This is a genomic window from Acidithiobacillus concretivorus (assembly GCF_018853445.1).
GTDB classification, from domain to species: domain Bacteria; phylum Pseudomonadota; class Gammaproteobacteria; order Acidithiobacillales; family Acidithiobacillaceae; genus Acidithiobacillus; species Acidithiobacillus concretivorus.
This window is the reverse complement of sequence record NZ_JABELD010000076.1, coordinates 1-21,016: the sequence shown is the minus strand read 5'-3', so window position 1 is coordinate 21,016 and position 21,016 is coordinate 1. Positions and strand designations below refer to the sequence as shown.

Sequence of the window (21,016 nt, the reverse complement as noted above, 5' to 3'; positions counted from 1 at the left end):
TTACCGCCGATGGTAAAACGGCGGTAGTCCGGGGCGTTCCGAAGTTGCGCGGCGCACCGGTCATGGCCACCGATTTGCGTGCCTCGGCCTGCCTGGTTCTGGCTGGTCTGGTCGCTGAAGGGGAAACCCTGATCGACCGGATTTATCATCTGGATCGTGGCTACGAAGTCATTGAAGAAAAACTGGGCGCTCTCGGCGCGGATATTCGACGTATCAGCAATAGTGGTCTCAGGAGCGCATCATGAATACCGGCATCACCATCGCCCTGTCCAAGGGCCGTATTCTTCAGGAAGCCATTCCGTTATTTGCCGGTGCGGGCATCGAACTGGCCGAAGATCCCGATGAATCCCGTAAACTCATCATTCCCAGCACCGATCCGCAAGTGCGTTTTCTGGTGATTCGTGCCAGCGATGTGCCTACCTATGTGACCTGGGGTGCTGCCGATGTCGGCATTGCCGGAAAAGATGTACTGCTGGAACAGGAAGGACTGGATTTGTATGAACCGCTGGACTTGCGCATTGGTCTATGTCGCATGTCTGTGGCAGAGCCTGCTGCGCTGGCCGCTACCGATGCCCCGCAACGCTGGGAGCGGGTGCGGATTGCCACTAAATACCCGCACATTACCCGGGACTATTTTCATGGCCGTGGGGTGCAAACCGAAATCATCAAATTGTACGGCAGCATGGAACTGGCGCCCCTGGTCGGACTGGCGGATCGCATTGTCGACCTGGTTTCCAGCGGTCGGACGCTTCTGGAAAACGGCCTCGTCGAAGTCGAAGAAATCATGCCGATTTCCAGCCGTCTGGTGGTCAACCGGGCAGCCATGAAACTCAAGCGTCGCGCCATTGAACAGCTGATTACCCAACTGGAGGCACAGGTCCGCTCATGAATCGTCTCGACACCCGCGACCCCGATTTCACCCGACAATTTCATGCCCTGCATGATTGGGATGCCAATCTGGATGATCAGGTAGAAGGCCGGGTCAGGGAGATTGTCAATGCTGTGCGCGATCGGGGTGATGCCGCCTTACGAGAATTTACCGAACGCTTCGATGGTCTGAGCACCACGTCTGCGGCTGATCTGGAAATTCCCCGGAATGCTCTGGAAAAGGCTTTAAACAGCCTCGAACCGTTGCAGCGTGCGGCTCTGGAAGAAGCCGCCCAACGCATTCGCGCCTATCACGAACATCAGCGTAGCGAGAGCTGGAGTTTCAGCGAAGCCGATGGTACCCGGCTCGGTCAACGCATTTTGCCCTTGTCCCGGGTCGGCATTTATGTGCCCGGCGGCAAAGCCGCCTACCCCAGCTCGGTCCTGATGAACGCCATTCCTGCCCACGTTGCCGGGGTTCAGGAGATCATCATGGTTGTCCCCACCCCCAAAGGTCAGGTGAACGCCTGGGTATTGGCCGCTGCCGCCATTGCCGGGGTGCATCGGGTGTTTTGCGTGGGGGGTGCTCAAGCCGTTGCGGCACTGGCTTATGGAACCGAAACTGTTCCCGCCGTCGACAAAATCGTCGGTCCCGGCAATATTTATGTCGCCACGGCCAAGCGTATGGTTTTTGGTCGGGTAGGCATCGACATGATTGCCGGCCCCAGCGAAATCCTGGTGATCAGTGATGGGTCTGCGCCTGCAGAATGGCTAGCCTGGGATTTGCTGTCTCAGGCAGAACACGATGAAATTGCCCAGAGTATTTTCATCAGTTGGGATGACGCCCACATTGACGCTGTGGTCACCGCAGTGGATCAGGCCCTGAGCGTGCTCGACCGCGCCCCCATCGCCAGTAAAAGCTGGGCAGATCGCGGGGCGGTCATTCGCGTGCACGACCGTGCTGAAGCCTGCGCGGTCGCCAATAGGATTGCCGCAGAACATCTGGAGCTGGCAGTAGCGGATCCGGAAAGCTGGCTGCCCGACATTCATAATGCGGGCGCCATATTCATGGGTATTCATAGTTGTGAAGCGCTGGGCGATTATGTGGCCGGACCCAATCATGTTCTCCCCACAGGGGGCAGTGCAAGGTTTTCTTCACCGCTGGGTGTTTATGATTTTGTCAAACGTAGCAGCCTCATTCAGGCCAGTGCGGCTGGCGCTAACACCCTGGGCCGCCTGGCCGAGCGTCTGGCGCTGGGTGAAGGGCTGACCGCCCATGCCCGTTCCGCAGCTTGTCGCGTCACGGACCGGCAAAAATGAGCAGCCAGTCGCTGATGGCAGCACTGTTGCGCCCGGAACTGCTGGCCAGCAAAGCTTATGCAGTCGTACCCAGCACCGGCCTGATCAAGCTGGATGCCATGGAAAATCCCTATGGGCTTCCCGAACTGCTGCGCCAGGCCTGGCTGGAAAGCCTGAGCGATGCCCCCATTAACCGTTATCCTGATCCCCACCCTGAGAGCCTGATTGCTGCCCTCAAAAGGCATATCGGCCTGCCTGCAGGTATTGAACTCATGCTGGGCAACGGCTCCGATGAACTGATTCAGATTCTAGTAACTGCTGTGGCAGGAGCAGGACGGCCGATCATGGCGGTTGATCCCAGTTTCGTGATGTATCGCCTGCTCGCCGAGCAACTGGGACTGCCCTTCGTCGGCGTGCCCCTGGATGCGGAATTTCAGCTGGATTTGCCCGCCATGCTCCGGGCTATTGCCGAGCACCAGCCCGCCATCGTGTTTCTCGACTGGCCCAACAACCCCAGCGGCAGCCTGTTCCCGGAAGCCGACCTCGCGGCCATTATCCAGGCGGCTCCTGGTCTGGTGGTTGTGGATGAAGCCTATCATGCCTTCAGTCAAACCACTTTTGCCGGGCGACTCGGACAATATCCCAACCTGCTGTTATTGCGTACACTTTCCAAAGAAGGCCTGGCAGGACTCCGCCTCGGCATGCTGGCAGGGCCATCCGCCTGGATTCAGGAACTGGACAAATTACGCCTGCCCTACAATATCAACATATTGACCCAGCGCAGCGCCGCCTTTTATCTCCAGCACAGCACCGTCCTTGATGAACAGGCGGATATTCTGCGCGCCGAACGAGACAAAATGTTCAGGGCCATTACGACCATGCGTCTGCCCGTCTGGCCCAGTGCTGCCAACTTCCTGCTTTTCCACACACCCGGGAAAGCGGCGCAAGTTTATTCAGGCCTGAAAAACGCAGGGATATTGATCAAAGCCTTTACAGGCCACCCCCGTCTCGGCGACTATCTGCGGGTAAGTGTCGGCAAACCTGCCGAAAACAGCCGTTTTCTCTCCGTACTGGAGTCATTACTGTGAAGCCGCGCCAAGCTGAAGTCGAAAGAAACACCCTCGAAACCCAGATTCGCGTCCAGATCAATCTGGATGGCTCGGGACAGGCAGATCTGCATACTGGCCTGCCTTTTCTCGACCACATGATTCATCAGATTGTGCGTCATGGGCTTTTTGATCTGAGCATTCAGGCTCACGGCGATCTCGACATTGATGCCCATCATACGGTCGAAGACATTGGCATCACGCTGGGTCAGGCTTTTGCCCAGGCAGTGGGAGACAAATCCGGCATCCAGCGCTATGGACACGCTTATGTGCCTCTGGACGAAGCCCTGTCGCGGGTGGTTGTGGATCTTTCCGGCCGTCCGGGCTTGGTGTTTGCCGTAGAATTCCCGCGTGCCCAGGTCGGCGGCTTTGATGTGGACCTTTTCTATGAGTTTTTTCAGGGATTCGTTAACCACGCCATGCTCACCCTGCATCTGGATGCCTTGCGCGGCCGCAATACCCACCACATTGCCGAAACCCTGTTCAAGGCCTGTGGTCGCGCCCTGCGCATGGCGGTCAGCCCCGACCCACGCATGGCCGGTAATATTCCCAGTACCAAAGGAACCCTGAGCCTATGAACGGCACCAGGGTGGGCATTATTGATTACGGGATGGGGAACCTCTATTCCGTGGCCAAGGCCGTGGAATATCTGGGCGGTAAAGCCGTTGTCAGTGATCAGGTGAGTGAACTGGCCACCACGGATCGCATTATTTTCCCCGGCGTTGGCGCCTTTGGGGATTGTATGGCGGCATTGGAAGCGCGCGAACTCAGTGATTTTGTCCGGGTAGCTACCCAGACCCGCCCCTTTCTGGGCATCTGTCTGGGCATGCAGATGCTGATGGACAGCAGTGAAGAACATGGCGAACATTCGGGTCTTGGCCTCCTGCCGGGCCGCGTCATTCCCTTTCCTGAAGAAGCCCTGCACAGCGCCGATGGTCGTCGCCTGAAAATCCCGCATATGGGCTGGAATGAGTTGCATCAACTGGTGGATCACCCGCTGTTCGCTGGCGTTCCACAAAATGCCCAATTTTATTTTGTGCATTCGTATTACGTGGAGCCTTCTGCACCAGAAATTCTGGCGGCTTTCAGCGATTACGCTTTTCCCTTCTGCGCAGCAGTCGCCGCAGACAACCTTTTTGCCATGCAATGTCACCCCGAAAAAAGTGGCAATGCCGGCCTGCGCCTGCTCGGCAATTTTCTTACCTGGGATGGAGACTGCGGCTCCCAATGTGCCATCTAAGCTGATCTTGCTGAAAAATTTTTTACGGAGGATGTTGTCATGCTGTTGATTCCGGCCATCGACCTTAAAGGCGGCAGTTGTGTGCGCTTGCGCCAGGGACGGATGGAAGACCATACCATTTTTTCTGATGACCCCGTTGCCACGGCCCAGCGTTGGGTAGATGGTGGCGCAAAACGTCTGCATATTGTTGATCTGGATGGAGCCGTACAGGGTGAGCCAGTCAATGCCAAAGCCATCGCGGCCATTTGCGAACAGTTTCCAGACCTCGAAATTCAGGTTGGCGGCGGTATCCGCAGCGAAGAACAAATTGAAACCTACATTCAGGCGGGGGTGCGCTATGTCATTATCGGCACTCAGGCAGTCAAGGCACCGGGCTTCGTCCGTGATGCAGCCGTCAGCTTCCCCGGCCACATCATGGTCGGCATTGACGCCCGGGATGGTAAGGTGGCTACCGAAGGCTGGTCCAAGCTGTCCCGCCACGATCCTGTGGATCTTGCCCAACATTTTGCTGCTGATGGCATCGAAGCCATCATTTACACGGATATCAGCCGCGACGGCATGTTGAGTGGACCCAATATACCCGCCACAGTAGCACTGGCGCAGGCTGTCCAGGTCCCGGTCATCGCCTCGGGAGGCATTGCCGACCTCGACCAGGTGCTGGCGCTCAAAGCCCACGAAGACGATGGGGTAATGGGTGCTATCACCGGCCGGGCGATATATGAAGGGACACTGGACTTTGCCAGTGCCCGCGCCCGGGCCGAGGCTTAGGATATGCTTTCCAGGCGCATCATTCCCTGTCTGGATATTGACCATGGCCGCGTCGTCAAAGGTGTCCAGTTCGTCGCCCTGCGCGATGCCGGCGATCCGGTAGAAGTAGCCAAACGCTACAACGATGAGGGCGCTGACGAGCTGACTTTTCTCGATATTTCTGCTAGTTATGAACAAAGAGGCACCCTGGCAGAGGTGGTATCGGCAGTTGCTGCTCAGGTATTCATCCCCCTGACCGTCGGTGGCGGGGTGCGCAGCGTCGAAGACATCCGCACGCTACTGCTGGCAGGCGCGGACAAAGTCAGTATCAATAGTGCAGCCGTCAAGGAACCAGAACTGGTGCGTGCGGCGGCCCGGCGTTTTGGCAACTCCTGCATCGTGGTCGCTATTGATGCCAAACGCGTCGATGACCACTGGGAGGTGTTTACCCATGGAGGCCGTCATTCCACAGGTCTCAACGCCATCACCTGGGCACAGCAGATGGCAGACTATGGTGCCGGAGAAATCCTGCTGACCAGCATGGATCGGGATGGAACCGGACTAGGATTTGATCTGGAATTAACCCGCGCCGTCAGTGATGCGGTTCCGGTTCCGGTCATCGCTTCGGGTGGCGTCGGTGCCATTGAACATTTTGCCGAGGGCATTGTGCAGGGGCATGCCGACGCCGTGCTGGCCGCCAGTGTCTTTCATTTCGGGCAGTTTCGTATTGCTGAAGTTAAAGCCGAAATGGTCAAAGCCGGCATTCCCGTGCGGGAGAACATCTGAAAACGCCGGGCGTGCATCCAGCATCCGGCATATTGCGTAGTTTATAGAAACACACATACTTCGGGGGTTTATAGCGGCATGGGTGATAACCAGTACAACGCTTTCCTGGCAGCCGTACGCTGGAATGCCGATGGCCTGGTTCCGGCCATTGCCCAGGATGCCCGCAGCGGTAGGGTCCTGATGCTCGCCTGGATGAATGCCGAAGCTCTAACAGCCACTTTGCAGGACGGCATGGGTACCTACTGGTCACGTTCCCGGCAAGCCCTCTGGCGTAAGGGCGAAAGCTCCGGCCATTTTCAGCATCTGGTCGATCTGCGCCTGGATTGTGACGGCGACACGCTGCTGATGCGGGTCATACAGGAAGGACCAGCCTGCCATACCGGAGAGGCTACCTGCTTTTTTCAGGGAGCCCCCAGTGCCGAGGGCTGGCAGCACCAGACTCCGCCCCCAGGCAGCATTCTCGACAGCTTGCAGAGCACCTTGCATCAACGTCGGCAGGCTGATCCAGGCCAGTCCTACGTCGCGCAACTGCTCCATGGCGGCCAGGACCGGATCCTGAAAAAAGTGGGCGAAGAGGCCACTGAGTTTGTGTTGGCCTGCAAAAATCATGAGAAAAAGCCGATCATTGCCGAGGCCGCCGACCTGCTGTTTCACCTGATGGTGGCTCTGGAGGAACAGGATTTGCATATAGATAATGTCCTCGCTGAACTGGCGAAACGTGAAGGAATTTCCGGCCTGGATGAAAAAGCTGCACGGCGTCCACTGGCTTGACGCAACAGAATTTTTTTTCTATGGTCAAAGAGTTAGGTTGTAGCGCATAGCCCCTTCGGGGCAAGGAGAGCAGTGATGGGCGCTTTTAGTATCTGGCATTTGGTGATTATTTTATTGATTGTTGTAGCCCTGTTTGGCACCGCAAAATTGCGGAATGTCGGCTCGGATCTAGGCTCTGCAATCAAAAGCTTCCGTTCTGCCGTCAAGGAAGAGGAAGAAGAGAAAAAGGATGCGAGCATCGGTCATACCATTGATGCCAGCGTTCAACCCAGTAAAGAGCACGAAACCGTTAATCGTTGATCTTGCATGTTTGATTTCAGCTTTGGCGAACTGGCACTTCTGGGCATTATTGTTCTACTGGTTGTCGGCCCGGAAAAAATGCCTGAAATGGCCCGTACTGCAGGCAAGTGGTACGGTGCCATGCGCCGTACCATGAATGGTTTGCGTTCTGAAGTAGAGCAGCAGCTTCTGCTGGATGATTTGCGCAAGGAAGCAGACAAGTTGCGGGATTATGCCAGTGAGGAAATTTTACCGGGTGACATAACAGCCTCTGCTTCGCTTCGGGAAACCCGTGCCAATGAGCTTGCCTCCGAAGCACCCACTCCACAAGAAAGCGGTCCCAGACAAACGGAACTCGACATTGATGTCGTGCCTCCAGCCATACATTCTGATGACCTACCTGGACCAGAAGATCGCCTGCATTGATGGCGGTTTTCTACTGCTGATGGAGTAGTTATTTTCACTTTTTCCTGTATGCCATCTAATCCTCCATACGGCCTGGATGCTTGCACACACACTTTTTTTTGTATTCCGCCTGAGGAAATTGTTTAACCATGGAGAAATTGGCGGAGAACACTTTTATTGGTCATTTGCTGGAACTGCGTCGCCGGGTACTGGTATCGGTCATCGCCATTTTTGTTGGTTTTCTCGTTTCCTATCCCTTTTCCAAAACCATTTATAATATTCTTGCTGCCCCCCTGATTGCAGTTCTGCCCAAAGGCAGTCACCTGATCTACACCAGCCTTCCCGAAGTATTTCTTACCTATGTTCAGTTGTCCCTGATTTCAGGATTTGTGCTGGCACTGCCCGTGGTGCTTTATCAATTTTGGGCTTTTCTGGCTCCGGGCTTATATGAACACGAGCGCAAGGCATTTTTCCCCCTCATTTTCGCTTCGATATTTCTGTTTATTGGCGGAATGCTCTTTGCGTATTTTGTGGTGTTTCCCAACGCGTTTCGTTTTTTTACCAGTTTTTCTGGTTCAGATATCACCGCCATGCCAAAAGTGGACAGCTATCTGTCCCTGATCGTCAAGTTTTCTCTGGCCTTTGGTCTGGCCTTTCAAATTCCTATTTTGATTGTCGTGCTGGTACGCGTCGGTATTCTTCAGGTTGCGACCTTGCGGCGGAGTCGGCGCTATGCGTTTTTAGTGTGCGCCATCGCCTCAGCCGTCCTCAGCCCCCCCGATGTCATGTCCATGGTGCTGCTCCTCATCCCCATGTACATGCTCTTCGAATTGGGTTTGTTCTTTGCGGGACGTATCCGGACGCCTCAACCTGTTGCAGAAAATGTTGAAGAAGAAACCCCTGATCGCAGTGCTGCCGACGAAATGGATGCGGCAGAGGAGAGTTTCCGGAACAAGGATGACGAGGAGCAGTAAAAACTTATCCCCAATATCTGTGCGGCACCCTTTGGGCAATGCCGACAAGACCATGACTGGGATAGGGAAAGTGCCAAGGCTAAAAAGTGGCGCTCGGCTTCATCTTTACAAACTTAACCTGCACGCGAAGCCCATTTGTCAAACACACCCGCAACTTCCTCTGTGCTAGCAAAATCTCCGGCATCAGCTTCTACAAGCCCAGCATGAATCTGGGATACCTGCCATTGCTCCCTTTCTAGATACTCTTTGATGGCTTCCATAGCCAACCAGGACCGGCTACGCCCGGTCATTTCCGCCAACGATTCCAAATCATGCTGAACGGCTTCTGGCACTCTGATAGTCAATACGGACGACATGATGCATCTCCGTGCTCAATGTATGACTAAGTATACATAAGATACGACGACGGAGTCTGAAGTCCAATGGTACGAAAACTTACGCGAAGCCTTAATACGCTTAAGTCGCGTGAAAATAATATAAAAAAATCAAATTTATGGGCATACACTCTCAGAGTGATACCGATCGGGTTACCTCCACGCAGGACACCCTGGATCATTTACGACAAACTAGCAGCCCGTCGGTTTTAACTTCGGACTACTGCCAAATTTTGGCCAGATTTTTTTGACAAATGGATCAACCCGCACTGACGCGGGCAGTAAACCCAGTGCTGGAGGACAGAGAGTGGAATGGGATCTTGATTATCTTCCATAATCTCCCGACCTGGCCCAACAAAAAACTCCACGAACTCTTACCGTGGAACTGGAAAAAATCTGCATTAGCCTGATCGGCGCCAACCCGCAAGGGTGGGTTGCCTAAGCACTTACCATCAACTGCGGTAATGACATCGGCCCGAATGTCGTGAAAACGAAATCGCTCCGGGATCAGCCCTTCCCCGAGAGCCCATTCTACAGGCTCCGATACCAGAGATGACCAGCATAACCAGCACCTTGGGTTGACGCATTGCTCCGCACACCACGCAGATACTAACTGGCCACCTTGTGCCCATTCCTCAATTTACTTCGGTATAAATTGAAATACCATCTCGGGCATCGCCAACATGTCGTTCTCGCTGAGCGGTTCCGTGAGTGATAGGTCAGAGCGAAAATGCACGCCACTCACCCCGGGTGGCACACCATCACGGATCGCTGGCACCATCGCCAAGTCATAGAAACGCAGCGATGCGAGGGCTAGACGGTCATCGAAGCGGGCCCCCATAGCGGTCGGCAGACTTTCACCCAAGGTTCCCGCCACGGTCTCTTGAAACTTCAGGATAAGGCAGTCATTGCCCACCAAGGCTGCCTCAATTGTGGTCACAAGTTCACGCAGCGATTGGCCAGCGCCGCTGCCCTCAATGAACAGTGAGGCAAGCAATCCAACCGTCCCGACAGGCGGCTGACATTGTTCGGCGGACAGATGATGTACTCGCAGCCGTTCGCCTGACGCCTTCACATCAAGGCGCACATTGCCGGTCGAGAAATCGAAACGGTCCATGTCCGTGCTGCGCCATGCGGCGACCGATGCGCACACGTCGCGGCTTGCGGCAATCAAGAACAGTTCGCCCAGTAGGCCATTTAGCGAGCGCGAGGCAGGGCGTGAGAGGTGCCGAAAAAGTTCGATGAGACGCTGGACAACCTGCACGATGGCGTACAACGAAGGGTTCGGACCGACGATGCGAAGGATCGTCTCACATACATGCAGGAAGTATGCCTGTGCCTGCGAATCGTGCGAGGTGCAGGTGATGACAGATAGCAATTCCTCACGTTCTTCGCCGCCCACCGGATGGATGTGGTGTAGATTACCGAAACGGGCCTCAAGCAGCGCGAGCCGCACCGGCGTGTAAAACGCGCCAGGCGGGCTGCCGAGAAGAATGCTAGGCTGCCCTGCGCTGCTCCAGCCAACATAGTGACGCTCATATCCCGGAATCGAGCGCACCGTGAACGAACCCTCTTCTGCGCCCAGCATGAGGAACTCAACTGAGGTCAGCAAATCGGAAAGGGAAGTCTCAGGCATCCTGCTCGCCCTGATGCTGGGAGACCCAATCCACTGCAAGCCGTCTTGGTATCCAAATGGCGATCACTGGCACATTCTCGACGACAACGGCGTCGTTCCGGCGAAGTTGAAGCGTATGGAACTGGATAGTCACAGTGTCGCCGTCATGAAAGGCGGCGTCGCCAGGATAGCTATATCCACCCGACGCAAGCCGCGTCGCGCCTTGGAAGATGTTGTTGATCTCGCCGTTGGCGTCGATTGTACGAGAACGCGCATACTCGGGGCTCATCTGATAGACGGTGCAATGCTCGTCGTCGTTATCCAGCGCCTTGGAAAGCTGGAGCATCGCGCCAACCAGATTCCGGGAATCTGCTGCGCCCGTGACCCTGAACGGCACGACCAGGTCACTGACCACCTGTGCGAGCGAGAGGCCACGGCACACCTTGTGCCGCTGCGCAGGTTCGCGATCAGCAAGATCAGGATCGACCTCAAGTTCAAGCCCTGCGAGGAATTGTGCCGTCGTCCTGCGGTTCGCTTCCAGCACCTCGTCGGGCGCTTCCGCGATAGCCGGATAGAACCATTGATCGGAATAATTGCCGCGCGCGTAGTTGTTGTGGATGACATTACGCCGACAAGCCTGAAGATCCGGGGAAAGGACAAACGCTCGCTTCCACGCGCTCAAGTGCTGGCCACTGCGCTGCACCTCCTGAAGCTGCTGACGTATGTCCTCTTCGTGAGCCACATAGTCTATAAAGGCGTTTAACACCTCCTGCTCCAGATAGATACGGCAAAAGCCGAGATAGCGTTGCTTATACCCGAAGAAGCGGCCGCGCTGCTGCACGGTGTCCGCATTCCCCATGCCGGGTCCGCGCGGCATGTAAGTGACGGTCAGACCCTCGACGGTAAACCCGCGATCCATTGACTGACCACCGACCAATATCCAGCCATAGGACTGGCTCCAGTCTATCTCCGGTGTCACGCCGCCGCGTGCATTGACCTGCTCGATCTTGGTCTTGCGGAACGCCCTCGGGAGTCGCCGGGCCAACTCGTCAAACGCGGGCAGATTGTCCACAGTAGTGGCAAGGTCAGTATGATCCTGCTGGAACTCGTCCAGCAGTTCCTGCTTGTCGACATCACCGTCGGGAAGCTCCAAGACGCGCTGCCATTCGTCGAACATCTCACTGATCCAGCGCCAATACTCGGCGTGGGAATCCGTCCGCTGCGACGGGTGAACGAGCATCGAACGTCGCGGATTGCGGCCGCTCTGGCCCTCTACCAGACCGGCTGCGACACCAAGCAGGAAGGTTCGCAACGCCTCTCGTAAAGGTTCCGGCGGGCCATCGAGTGGATTGTCGTCGGTGGAAATATCCTCCAGATCGATCACTCTGATGAACGGCATGTCGCCGGCGAAGAAGTCATGCCCACCAACATAGCCGGTGCCGGGTTCCAACACCTCCACGAAGCTCGGTGAAAGCGCGTCAATGATATTGATGAGCAACGGCGCCTGTGGCGTGGCAGTATATTGGAGAAAGGTGTGGTGCGGGATTGCATCCCGCACGTCGAGCAGGCGCTGATAAGTCGTGCTCTGACGCTGTTGCCGGACCAGCGTATTCAGGCTCGCCTGATCGGCCTCGTCGTCGATGATGAGCGTTGGCACACCGCTGAGATCTAGACTCTGTAGCAACCCAACGAGCTTGCGAAGCCATCCATGCTGCTTCATCACCATGATGAGGACCGTCGCGCGCTCACTCTGCGCAACGTCGGGATCACGCCATTCACCGAAAGTCTGTTGGATATGCCTGCGGTTCGTCTCGTTATAGAGCGGGTTCGTGTAGAGTTTCCAACGGAGCGAGCCTTCGATCTCTTCAATGCGAAGATCTTTTCTAAGCCTATCGGTCGATTGCTTGAGGAGCAGCTTTGATGTTCCGGCCACAACGATGATGAGCTGAAACCCATTGTCGCGCGCCAAGGCCATGACGGTCGTAAATGACAGAGTCTTGCCGCTCTGCACGTAGCCAACTACGAGCCCTGTTTCGCTGCCGGTGCCGTCTCTGGGATCGACAGACTTGGATAGAATTGAGGCGGCTGAACTGAGAACGGCGGCCCGCGCTTCCTGACTTTCATGCAAGAGTTTTCGGGCAACAAGCTCCTGTGCTTCTTCGCCGATATGCGGACTCCAGTTTGCCCCCGGCTGATGCTGCGGGTCGAGAGACGTAATGACGGCTGATACATTTGGCATTTTCAGAACCTATGGTTTGGCGAGAGCTTCACGTAATAGTTCATTCAGGTTTCGGCGAATGGTGCCCGCCAGTTTTACGCCCGCGCCACGCGCCAGTTTTTCGGAGAGAGCCAATCCTGCAGCGACGCGCAACAGGGCTTCCACATCCTCAGGGTCAGTCTCGGCAAAGCTAACCATAAAGGGATGAGCAAGGGACAGCCTGATCTCCAGCACTTGCACGCCATCTTTCTGCGCGGGCTGATCGCTGACCGCCAGCCAGTCGCCCTGCGCAGGATCGCTCGTTAACTCGATGCGAAGCAACCATTTCTGGTCGCGAAAGCTAATGGGCAGTTCCCTCGTCGCGAGGGTGGATGGCTCTGGCTGTAAGGGAGTTTCCGGGGTCTCGACTGGCTGCATACTGGCGACACTAGGAAGAGCTTCCGGCAAAGTGGCCTTCATAGTTTCCACAGCGCGGGTGATTGCCTTTTGGGCGGCCTCGGCGAGTTCGTTGCGCGTTGCCTGGACACGATACATATCTGCCTGACGCAACAGCGGAAGTTCATCGGCATCCAGTTCTTCCCGTAGTAGTTCGAGGAAGGGCTGCTCGTTTTCATCCCAGCGAAACCCGTCCTTCGTGTGGCTTACCTCAAACCCTTCGATGTGAAGCTCGCCGAACAGCCTGCGCCAGCGGAAGTTGCCGGGCTGACCAAATATGAAGGGTGGGCGGTATCCCTCATCCCCGCTCCCTTCGATTAGGCGCCCGCGTCGGAAGAGTGCGAAGCCCGACCGATTGGTGTTCATGGGGTCCATAAGGCCCGCGAAGCCATGCGCGGAGAGACCGCCGCCGAGATCGAATCTGATGTCCCGCCGCCATTCCTTTGAGCCATTATCGGGCTTGCGCACGTAAGGCGCGACGAGAATGCGCGGCGGCATGTACTCAAGGGGGTCGCTATTCAAGCGAAGTTCAAGGATGCCCTCGCGCACATAGACGCGGTAGATGTCCGTTAGGTGATCCTTGATCTTGCCGACAGTGCGGCTAGCCGGAAGGTGATAAGGATCGTCTAGGGTGATCTCTGTGAAGTGCGCGCTGGGCATCGACGGCATTTCGTCGATCTCCAATTCTTCAAGTTGGTCGCGAACGATTTTTGCAACGTCGAACCGGACCATCCGCTCAACGGCCTCCCCAAGCGCCTTCGTGCGCACAGACCAACACGGGGCGAACCAGCAGGCGGCGCTTTTCATCCCCATACCGAACTCGGATAGCCCGCTGCGATCAGGCGGGACGGCGGCAGGACGAAAAGCGCGAGGAAAATCTCGCTGCGCGATGCCAGCAGCGTTGTCGCGGACGATGATCCGTGATGGTGCTGTGTTCTCGACGTTGATGTTCACTTTCAGCCGGAAGGCGGGACCGTGCAGTGCCTCAAGGCGTTCCTTATTGGAAAGGTAACTCTGCACAGCGTTGTCCACGAACTCGGCCAGAGCGAACCATATCTTGTAATTCAGATGTCTCAGGATAGAGAGGACGCTGACGCCGGGACGGATCGGAACCGCTGTGATCGCTCCACTTTTAGTTTGCTCAGGCAGCAACGTTACCCCCAGCACACTTGCAGGCAGAGGGTTTCACGGCGGTGTCTCGCATGGTCGTAGAGGGTAACAATGCCTTGGCTACGGCAGTTATAACATCAACGTTGACCGCGTTACCAAGTGCCTTGTGCGCGGCGGCCTGATTGCCTGGCAGATTTGAGAGTTCACCCATGCTTTGTAGCCGTGCACACTCACGCATACTCATGTAACGGCGCTCCCACGGGATAACCGGCACTTGACTCGTCGTAAGAGCAACAAGCGACGGTGCGGCTGTGGGACGCTTAGCCCGTATCCCTGACGCGCGGAACTGAATGATCGCTTGCCAGAGGTCGCGTGGACCGCCTTTCCAGTTCCATTCCAGCTTCTGGAAGCTAGGGGCAAAATCTTTGATTCGGGGAAGCCACGGATCAATTACGGCCTTGTGACGTTCGTAAAACTCGCGGTTCTGGCGAATGAAACGCTGCTTCCACGCAGGGAAGTTCTTGACCTCATCCAGTGCGTAAGCAGGCATCGCTGCTTTAATTTCGTCGGTGGTAAGGCCTTTGAGCGGGCGGCCAAGCGCTCCCCTATAGGGAGCGATATTGTCGAAGCCAAGCACATGAGGAGTATTATCACTGTAGGGATACGTGGCTCCAAATTCCATCGCCCAAATCGGAAATGAAGGAAGCTTCTCGTTCTGTGGCAGAGCATCAAGCAGTGCCTGCCATGTCTCTAAATATTCGACGAACCTCGGCCCGAGCTTGCGGGCGTCCATTGGGTTCGTGTCAAGGACCGCCCTGATTGAAACCTGCTCCAGTCCATGGGTTGACTTCGGCCAAAAGAAATGCGCAAGCCCTTCACGCGCGCCGACGATGATCGCGCGCTCGCGTACCTGCGGCACGCCGAACATATGCGGCGAGAGTTTCTTCACATCAACCTTGTACTTTAGAGACGTTAACCGCCTCTTGATCCTCTCCCATGTCCTACCTTCATCGTGGCAAATAATGTTCGGCACGTTCTCGATCAGCAGATAGGCGGGCTCATGAGTGCGTAGAACTTTTAGCACATAATCGAATAGATCGCCCCACTGCGGGCAATCAAAACCAAGCTGATCGCCTGCCTTCGAGAATGGCTGACACGGGAATCCTGCGCACAAGATGTCGTGCGGTGGCACCTCGGAATAGGCTACGCGAATATCGCCATGGGGGCAGATACCGAAGTTTCTTTCGTAGAGATCAGCAAGTACGGGGTTGAGTTCCGATGCAAACACGCACGTATGTCCGAGCCGCCCAAGGGCCTGATGGAATCCCCCAAGCCCTGCGAATAGATCAATGAAGCGCAGCCCTGCCATCGTCTAGTCGCCCAACGGGAAGATCAGTTGATTGGAAGCACGGCGATCTAGTAGGTCTTTCACGGCGCCGTTCACAGCGTATTACGGGTGACAGGCGTAAAGCGCTCGTTCGTAAGGGCGCGCAAGAACCTATAATCCCTAGAATCTAGAGAAACCGTAATTCGCGTTTGCCTCGAAGCGTTATCCATAGTGTGCCTCTCACGTTGCATCAGATTGTGGCAACTGTCAATGTCCTTTATGCGTCCACCATCTTTGGCACTCAATCCCAGAGTTCCAGCGTCTCGCCATTGGGTAGGTGGGCTTAGCACGCATCACCATCATCTCCTGGACCTGGGCCTTCGTTCCGGGGATAGCCTCGCCGATGAGAAGCACCCGGCATTTCCACTCGGATGCGCTGCGGCTGGATGCCCTCGCGGGCGGATCAGCCCTCACAATGTTTCGGCCTGTTCAAACTGGAATTTCTCCGACTGGGAGGAACTCCCCCGCATCACAGTCGCTCAGACTGATGTACTCCAGGCGCCATTGATCCACCTTGCGCAGGTCGGCCAATGTCATAAGCGTGTCGGCCACGGCTTCGCACTCCTCAATGGCGATCTCCGTAGCGTCTTCCGCTTTGCCGTAGGCTGCCTCGAATATCCCGCGTAATTTCCCCGCCGTATCTTCCGCAGCTTGCCTGGCGTTAAAGCCGCCCTCCGTTGCGTCATAGACCACTGAGATCGAAATGGCGTAGGGGTCCCCGTCGGCAAGTTCGACGCCTCTTTGTTCACCGAGGTCGAAAAACAGCGCCACCAGATGGGAAGCAGAGGGTCCCACTACCTTGGCAATGTGTCGATCAACCGTCTGTTTGCCGACGAGCTTTCGTAGCCGAGCTTCAAAGGCATTGGGAAAGGCAGGTCTGCCATAGCGAGCCGCAAGCCACTGCTTCAGAGTCCGCTTTTCGCCATCACCAAGAAGAGTGGAGTCGTCCTTTACCGCTTTCTCCATGAATTCGGTCTTCGGCACCTCTTTCCGGTCTGTATGCCGAAGCTCAAGGGTGATTGCCGGGCAATCGCCGTTCTCGAAAGCCATGTGCAGCCGACGCGGGTTTTTGGCGTGGGAAAGTGCGGGATCGTTTTTTTCAATCACATCCCCGACGATCACCTCCACAAAGGGCTCGGCTTCGTGGGGCAGGTCGCAATCGTGCGAGATAACAATGACCCTATGATCTGTTGTGTCGTCGCGGCCACCAAAATCAAGCGATCGGGCCGAATCTGCGGTAAGAAGATCACCCTGTCGCCAGTGGGTGTCGCGCCCGAGCATATCGCCTTCCTCTCTGAATTACTTAAGAGAGCCGGGAATGGATATGGAGGACTGCCAATCACTGGTGGGTTTGGCTTTCGACCTCGCGAGTCCCGAACGTACATACGCCGCATCCATCGCCTTGGCTTCCGCGATCAAGGCTTGGACGTGCTGGGGACGACTTTCACCAACCGCTATCAGATCCAGCAATGACCGACCATCGAATGCCTTCATTTTCAGAATCGCCGCCGCGCGGGATACTCCCGCATCATGGAAGGCGTCGGCCACGCCGCTAAGTTTAACGATCCGTGCGAGCTTGTCGGACTCCGGGGTGGAGTCGCCGCTGATCCACTTATAAATTGCCTGGCGCGAGACATCAAAAACGATGGACAGATCCGTGATGGCTGGGTTCAGGACCTGCCGGATATTAGCGATGTGTTGTTGCGCCGTGCGCACATCTGACCGTTTGACAGCAAGAATAGTCCCTTGCCCACTCGGGTCTTCGTGTTGGCCTACATCAATGCGTATTGGTCTGCGCCCTTGAAAAAAAATCTCCCACTGCCCAGCCTGCCTGGGATCATATTCACTGCCTGAGCCGTCGATGACTGGCCATGGACGGGACGCGATTGCAGGCTTGTCGGCTTGGTAATTGTACGGCATAGGCGTGCATAACATGGTTATCTCCTATCAGTTTACGACCACACGGCTCGCGCGTGGTCGGTCGCAATGGCCTTGAAAACGCTTTTTGTAGTCGCGTGCAGCATCGACAAATATTCACCAATCTTATTATAATCAAGCGGCATATGCGCTTCTACATAGTGATCGGTATCGATAACGGCATGCTGCTGAGGTTCTTTGATTTGAAACTTTGGCATCAAAACCAAGCCGTTTGGCATCATGTCCGGTGGAAAGCCAAGCGGCGAGGTCGCGCGATATACCCGAGCCACGAGCGTTCCTTTTGGGAGATCCGGCACCAAATCAGTATCGAAAACCGACTCGCTTAAAGAGTACCTTTGATGTGCCCCAAAGCGGATACCATGCAGCCCATCGACAAGATACCTCTCCACAGTTTCTCCATCCTGTGGCAGCACGGCATCCAGGTAACGCAGCCCCAAGCGAGTGACGTGATCAAGCACCACGGCCTCATGAACGATCTGAAGGCCTCGCAACAGCGCAGGGATAAAAGTTTCGTGCGTCTCATAATGGGTCGTGTGAAACGTGATACCCGATGTTCCCAGGATGAAGCCAGCCGTGCGGTCATTACGGGTGATCAGCCACGATTCCGCTTGATCGATTTGCGGCGGCTCGCCCTGGTCCTGCCCCCCCCCTGGTACGCGAAGACGCATGACCTGCTGTCGCTCGAACAGTGGATACCCCTCTTGGCGCAGCCGATCCTGTACCTGTTCGATATATTTGGACATCGCGGCAATGGGGTTGAATCGCGCCTGGGCCAGTGCATAGTACACAGGCGCATTGGACATCCTCTCGCTCACGGTTCGCCTCCTGATTTGCTTCACGATGAGTTTACATTACGGTTGACACCCACGCAAACGCGGCTAGCAGCCCGTCGGTCTTCACTTCGGACTACTGCGAGATTTCGCCCCGAAATTTTTGAAATCGCTCATTTTGAGTCGATTTCGGTCATTATTGCCCTGTTTTTTGCGGTTTATCTGCATTTTCCTGCCCTACAGACGCAATACGGCCATGCGTTTTATGTTCCACGCCAGGCAGACCAGACTCCATTCTCCTTGCACCTGACGTAGGCCGCGCAAGGAGAACTGCCGGAATCCCATCACGGATTTGATTATACCGAAGGCTGGTTCTACCGTTTGTTTGCGCAGACGGTAAACGCTTCGGCCTGCCTGCGTCTTTAGGCGATGCATCATCGCCTGCATCCGGGTCGCATTTTCAGGGAGGGCTTCCGGTTCTGTATGCCGCTGCCGCCAGTCGGGATGGTGTTCTTCTTTGGCCACGGCAATAAAAGGGGAGATCCCCAGGGCTTCGCAGGCCTCCACATTCTTTTCGCTGCAGTAACCCGTATCGGCCACCAACGCTTCTATTGGTCCCAGTTGCGCCGCTTGTGTCTGGAGGGTTTCCAGCATGGGGATGACCTGTTCCTTGTCATTGGGGGCCTGACTGACTCCGGTGGCTACCACCAGCATTGTCTGGTCATCCACGGCGGCCTGGGCATTATAGGTTTGTTCAAAGCCACCGCCTGAGACCGGCATGATGCGGGATTCTTCATCGGTGAGATTGATCTGGTCCTGCGCTTTAGGCGTAGGATCCGGTGCCTGGGGGGCTTTGCCTCGGGGTTTTTGCCCCAGGGCTTCTTGTTCTGCACGGCGTGCTATTTTCGTGTCGTACTGCGCTTTCTCTTTGGCATAACGGGCCTGTGTCCGCTCGGCAATCTTCGCCTTGGCCGCTGCCATCACGGCCAACCGGTCTTCTCGGCGCTGGATCTCTTCGGGCAGATTCACGCCCTCGGGAATCCCGGTCTGATCCGCTTGTTCTGCCAGTGCAAAGAGTTCCTGTACTTCGGCTTGGAGATGACGCTCCATCTGTTCGATATGCCCATGGGACAGGGCTTGATGTTTGGAAGCGTTGGCGTGAATCTTGGTGCCGTCCAGACAGACCCGGCCAATCTTCAGCAGTTTCATCTCCTGTGCCAGTTCCAGCACCTGCATAAACAATCCTTGCAGTTCGCCCAGAAAACGGCGACGGAAGGTGGCCAGGGTATCGTGATCTGGATGGCTGCCTGCCGCGAGGTAACGGAACGCGACGGAATCATAGGTGGCTTGTTCCAGTTTACGGCTGGAAAAGACCCCGTTGGCATAGCCGTAGACCAGAATCGCCAGGAGGGTGGCTGAGTGATAAGCCTTATGGCCACGACCCGCATATTGTTGGACCAGTAGCGAGAGATCGAGCTGATCAATGACTTCCACAATAAAGCGGGCCAGGTGACCTTCCGGGAGCCAGTCGTCCATGGAGGGGGGCAGAAGATAATCGGTCTTGCGGTCAGCATTGAGGAAGTGGGCCATAAAATCACTCATCACATTGAATCAAATGAATAGAGCGCGTCCTCAAAATGACAGAGCACTGCATCCCGCACCTGAGCATGTAACGCGGGCAGATCATCAGCCTCGGTAAAAATGTCCATACCAACAGCGCGGACTATGAAGCCACCTTCCGGAGCTTCTTCAACGACAAAGTGGAGTTCGGACATGGGCATCCTCCTCATATCCGGCCGGGTGAAACAGGCCCAGGGGCCGGAGAGTTCCAGACAAAAGGTTTTCAATTGCTTCTCCTCTCTGTCAGATGACCAGTATTTGAGCGTTACCGACCTTACCGTACTCTCTGATTTTGCGGTCAGCCGTGACTAGACGCAAACCTCAATGGCAGCCAGTACGGCAGATGGTAATTGCCCCTTGATCCTAGAAAAAGCAGTTAAGGCCCGCCAAGGGCTGGAAAGGCCTCCGGTGGGGACCATGGTTTTTGGGTAATTTGCGCGATGATATAGCTGACGAGGAGTGTCCAAGATACTGCTCCGCAGTTTGCCGAACCATCCGTAATCCTTTGCGAATATTCTCGATTCCGCGTTCTACCTTGTTGTGCGCCGCATGCATGGGCGTCAGGTAAATCTGGGTCTGACCTGCGTGTTTTGTGCTCCGGCCTATGGCGGACAACAGTAATGGGCGGCTGGTGATGGCTTCTTTGCGGATGTCCGGGAAGGCCAAACGGGTGTACCAACTCCACCAGTTATACACCAGTCCCACCGCCCGGGCAGAAAGTCAGCAACGCGCCAGATCCCGGGTGGTGTAGCCACCCCATCCCCATCGGTTCTTGAGTTCGTCAAAACCGTTCTCGGCATCTGCCCGGTCACGATATAACTGCGCGACACTCAAAATGCCTTCGGAGATATCGGTCACCAATACGGCATATTCATAGACCTTGGTCTGGCACCGGTCCACAAAAGCAAAGGCCAGTTGACCGCGCTGTTCCTGGGTAGCGATCAGGTTTTCCTTCAGTAAGCGCCGAAGGATCACGACCCGCCGATCCTGCTGCCATCCAGCCAGTTGAATCCGATCCTCACGGCCTTCCCAGCCTTGTCCGGCATCCACCCAGTCCCGGCGGGTAAAAACTCGC

At 55.9% G+C, this 21,016-nt stretch carries 23 protein-coding genes and 1 pseudogene; 12 read left to right on the top strand and 12 right to left on the bottom strand.

Going from position 1 to position 21,016, the window contains the following annotated elements; all coding sequences use genetic code 11:
- The 12 genes from HJG40_RS10600 to tatC all read left to right on the top strand — a co-directional run.
- A partial coding sequence (locus HJG40_RS10600; RefSeq protein ID WP_497006470.1) for a carboxyvinyltransferase occupies positions 1-245 on the top strand: 245 nt, incomplete at its 5' end.
- Complete coding sequence (gene hisG / locus HJG40_RS10595; protein WP_215858587.1) at positions 242-889, top strand: ATP phosphoribosyltransferase; 648 nt, start codon at positions 242-244, stop codon at positions 887-889. The genes HJG40_RS10600 and hisG, both read left to right, overlap by 4 nt.
- A complete protein-coding gene (gene hisD / locus HJG40_RS10590; RefSeq protein ID WP_215864160.1) occupies positions 886-2,187 on the top strand; it encodes a histidinol dehydrogenase in 1,302 nt (433 codons plus the stop codon). The genes hisG and hisD overlap by 4 nt, the downstream gene beginning before the upstream one ends.
- Positions 2,184-3,254: a histidinol-phosphate transaminase gene (hisC, locus tag HJG40_RS10585; protein WP_215864159.1), complete on the top strand. Its 1,071-nt coding sequence runs from the start codon at positions 2,184-2,186 to the stop codon at positions 3,252-3,254. Before hisD ends, hisC begins: the two co-directional genes overlap by 4 nt.
- On the top strand, positions 3,251-3,850 hold the full coding sequence (hisB, locus tag HJG40_RS10580; protein ID WP_215864158.1) for an imidazoleglycerol-phosphate dehydratase HisB: 600 nt from the start codon (positions 3,251-3,253) through the stop codon (positions 3,848-3,850). The genes hisC and hisB overlap by 4 nt, the downstream gene beginning before the upstream one ends.
- Positions 3,847-4,512 (top strand): imidazole glycerol phosphate synthase subunit HisH, encoded by a 666-nt coding sequence (gene hisH / locus HJG40_RS10575; protein ID WP_215864157.1) that lies wholly within the window; start codon positions 3,847-3,849, stop codon positions 4,510-4,512. Before hisB ends, hisH begins: the two co-directional genes overlap by 4 nt.
- Positions 4,513-4,551: 39 nt before the next feature.
- Positions 4,552-5,280 (top strand): 1-(5-phosphoribosyl)-5-[(5-phosphoribosylamino)methylideneamino]imidazole-4-carboxamide isomerase, encoded by a 729-nt coding sequence (hisA, locus tag HJG40_RS10570; RefSeq protein WP_215864156.1) that lies wholly within the window; start codon positions 4,552-4,554, stop codon positions 5,278-5,280.
- 3 nt (positions 5,281-5,283) lie between these two features.
- Positions 5,284-6,045, top strand: coding sequence for an imidazole glycerol phosphate synthase subunit HisF (gene hisF, locus HJG40_RS10565; RefSeq protein ID WP_215864155.1), 762 nt, complete (start codon positions 5,284-5,286; stop codon positions 6,043-6,045).
- A gap of 78 nt (positions 6,046-6,123) precedes the next feature.
- Entirely contained in the window at positions 6,124-6,816 is a 693-nt protein-coding gene (gene hisIE, locus HJG40_RS10560; protein WP_215864154.1) for a bifunctional phosphoribosyl-AMP cyclohydrolase/phosphoribosyl-ATP diphosphatase HisIE, read from the top strand.
- A 75-nt stretch (positions 6,817-6,891) separates the two neighbouring features.
- Entirely contained in the window at positions 6,892-7,116 is a 225-nt protein-coding gene (gene tatA / locus HJG40_RS10555) for a Sec-independent protein translocase subunit TatA (protein ID WP_193651180.1), read from the top strand.
- A gap of 6 nt (positions 7,117-7,122) precedes the next feature.
- On the top strand, positions 7,123-7,521 hold the full coding sequence (gene tatB / locus HJG40_RS10550) for a Sec-independent protein translocase protein TatB (RefSeq protein ID WP_215864153.1): 399 nt from the start codon (positions 7,123-7,125) through the stop codon (positions 7,519-7,521).
- Between the two features lie 128 nt (positions 7,522-7,649).
- Positions 7,650-8,474 (top strand): twin-arginine translocase subunit TatC, encoded by an 825-nt coding sequence (gene tatC, locus HJG40_RS10545; RefSeq protein WP_215864152.1) that lies wholly within the window; start codon positions 7,650-7,652, stop codon positions 8,472-8,474.
- Positions 8,475-8,587: 113 nt separating this feature from the next.
- Here the strand turns inward: tatC and HJG40_RS10540 are convergent, their stop codons facing one another.
- The 12 genes and pseudogenes from HJG40_RS10540 to HJG40_RS15130 all read right to left on the bottom strand — a co-directional run.
- The gene (locus HJG40_RS10540) at positions 8,588-8,830 is read right to left on the bottom strand and encodes a CopG family ribbon-helix-helix protein (protein WP_215864151.1); all 243 of its coding nucleotides are present in this window, start codon (positions 8,828-8,830) and stop codon (positions 8,588-8,590) included.
- Between the two features lie 658 nt (positions 8,831-9,488).
- Positions 9,489-10,484, bottom strand: a complete 996-nt coding sequence (locus HJG40_RS10535) for a PD-(D/E)XK motif protein (protein ID WP_215864150.1) — start codon at positions 10,482-10,484, stop codon at positions 9,489-9,491.
- A complete protein-coding gene (locus HJG40_RS10530) occupies positions 10,477-12,702 on the bottom strand; it encodes a Z1 domain-containing protein (protein WP_215864149.1) in 2,226 nt (741 codons plus the stop codon). Before HJG40_RS10530 ends, HJG40_RS10535 begins: the two co-directional genes overlap by 8 nt.
- Positions 12,703-12,711: 9 nt before the next feature.
- Positions 12,712-14,268, bottom strand: a complete 1,557-nt coding sequence (locus HJG40_RS10525; RefSeq protein ID WP_215864148.1) for an ATP-binding protein — start codon at positions 14,266-14,268, stop codon at positions 12,712-12,714.
- Positions 14,258-15,595: a DNA cytosine methyltransferase gene (locus HJG40_RS10520; protein ID WP_215864147.1), complete on the bottom strand. Its 1,338-nt coding sequence runs from the start codon at positions 15,593-15,595 to the stop codon at positions 14,258-14,260. The genes HJG40_RS10525 and HJG40_RS10520 overlap by 11 nt, the downstream gene beginning before the upstream one ends.
- Before the next feature lie 447 nt (positions 15,596-16,042).
- Positions 16,043-16,894: a hypothetical protein gene (locus HJG40_RS10515; RefSeq protein ID WP_215864146.1), complete on the bottom strand. Its 852-nt coding sequence runs from the start codon at positions 16,892-16,894 to the stop codon at positions 16,043-16,045.
- A gap of 18 nt (positions 16,895-16,912) precedes the next feature.
- A complete protein-coding gene (locus HJG40_RS10510; RefSeq protein ID WP_215864145.1) occupies positions 16,913-17,548 on the bottom strand; it encodes a hypothetical protein in 636 nt (211 codons plus the stop codon).
- Between the two features lie 17 nt (positions 17,549-17,565).
- A complete protein-coding gene (locus tag HJG40_RS10505; protein WP_215864144.1) occupies positions 17,566-18,366 on the bottom strand; it encodes a TIGR04255 family protein in 801 nt (266 codons plus the stop codon).
- Between the two features lie 192 nt (positions 18,367-18,558).
- Entirely contained in the window at positions 18,559-19,911 is a 1,353-nt protein-coding gene (locus HJG40_RS10500; RefSeq protein ID WP_215864143.1) for an IS1182 family transposase, read from the bottom strand.
- Between the two features lie 11 nt (positions 19,912-19,922).
- On the bottom strand, positions 19,923-20,096 hold the full coding sequence (locus HJG40_RS10495; protein ID WP_215864142.1) for a hypothetical protein: 174 nt from the start codon (positions 20,094-20,096) through the stop codon (positions 19,923-19,925).
- Positions 20,097-20,304: 208 nt separating this feature from the next.
- The gene (locus HJG40_RS15135; protein WP_226857383.1) at positions 20,305-20,637 is read right to left on the bottom strand and encodes a hypothetical protein; all 333 of its coding nucleotides are present in this window, start codon (positions 20,635-20,637) and stop codon (positions 20,305-20,307) included.
- A gap of 24 nt (positions 20,638-20,661) precedes the next feature.
- Positions 20,662-21,016 (bottom strand): annotated as a pseudogene (locus HJG40_RS15130) (transposase); the annotation flags it as partial.

What these genes read in the sequence shown, in the direction of transcription:
- HJG40_RS10530 (WP_215864149.1), bottom strand. Translation starts at nt 12,702, where the DNA reads ATGCCAAATGTATCAGCCGTCATTACGTCTCTCGACCCGCAGCATCAG.
- HJG40_RS10540 (WP_215864151.1), bottom strand. Translation starts at nt 8,830, where the DNA reads ATGTCGTCCGTATTGACTATCAGAGTGCCAGAAGCCGTTCAGCATGAT.
- hisH (WP_215864157.1), top strand. Translation starts at nt 3,847, where the DNA reads ATGAACGGCACCAGGGTGGGCATTATTGATTACGGGATGGGGAACCTC.
- HJG40_RS10495 (WP_215864142.1), bottom strand. Translation starts at nt 20,096, where the DNA reads ATGTCCGAACTCCACTTTGTCGTTGAAGAAGCTCCGGAAGGTGGCTTC.
- HJG40_RS10500 (WP_215864143.1), bottom strand. Translation starts at nt 19,911, where the DNA reads ATGGCCCACTTCCTCAATGCTGACCGCAAGACCGATTATCTTCTGCCC.
- tatC (WP_215864152.1), top strand. Translation starts at nt 7,650, where the DNA reads ATGGAGAAATTGGCGGAGAACACTTTTATTGGTCATTTGCTGGAACTG.
- tatA (WP_193651180.1), top strand. Translation starts at nt 6,892, where the DNA reads ATGGGCGCTTTTAGTATCTGGCATTTGGTGATTATTTTATTGATTGTT.
- hisF (WP_215864155.1), top strand. Translation starts at nt 5,284, where the DNA reads ATGCTTTCCAGGCGCATCATTCCCTGTCTGGATATTGACCATGGCCGC.
- hisIE (WP_215864154.1), top strand. Translation starts at nt 6,124, where the DNA reads ATGGGTGATAACCAGTACAACGCTTTCCTGGCAGCCGTACGCTGGAAT.
- tatB (WP_215864153.1), top strand. Translation starts at nt 7,123, where the DNA reads ATGTTTGATTTCAGCTTTGGCGAACTGGCACTTCTGGGCATTATTGTT.
- hisD (WP_215864160.1), top strand. Translation starts at nt 886, where the DNA reads ATGAATCGTCTCGACACCCGCGACCCCGATTTCACCCGACAATTTCAT.
- hisC (WP_215864159.1), top strand. Translation starts at nt 2,184, where the DNA reads ATGAGCAGCCAGTCGCTGATGGCAGCACTGTTGCGCCCGGAACTGCTG.
- HJG40_RS10510 (WP_215864145.1), bottom strand. Translation starts at nt 17,548, where the DNA reads ATGTTATGCACGCCTATGCCGTACAATTACCAAGCCGACAAGCCTGCA.
- hisG (WP_215858587.1), top strand. Translation starts at nt 242, where the DNA reads ATGAATACCGGCATCACCATCGCCCTGTCCAAGGGCCGTATTCTTCAG.
- hisA (WP_215864156.1), top strand. Translation starts at nt 4,552, where the DNA reads ATGCTGTTGATTCCGGCCATCGACCTTAAAGGCGGCAGTTGTGTGCGC.
- HJG40_RS10520 (WP_215864147.1), bottom strand. Translation starts at nt 15,595, where the DNA reads ATGGCAGGGCTGCGCTTCATTGATCTATTCGCAGGGCTTGGGGGATTC.
- HJG40_RS10515 (WP_215864146.1), bottom strand. Translation starts at nt 16,894, where the DNA reads ATGCTCGGGCGCGACACCCACTGGCGACAGGGTGATCTTCTTACCGCA.
- HJG40_RS10535 (WP_215864150.1), bottom strand. Translation starts at nt 10,484, where the DNA reads ATGCCTGAGACTTCCCTTTCCGATTTGCTGACCTCAGTTGAGTTCCTC.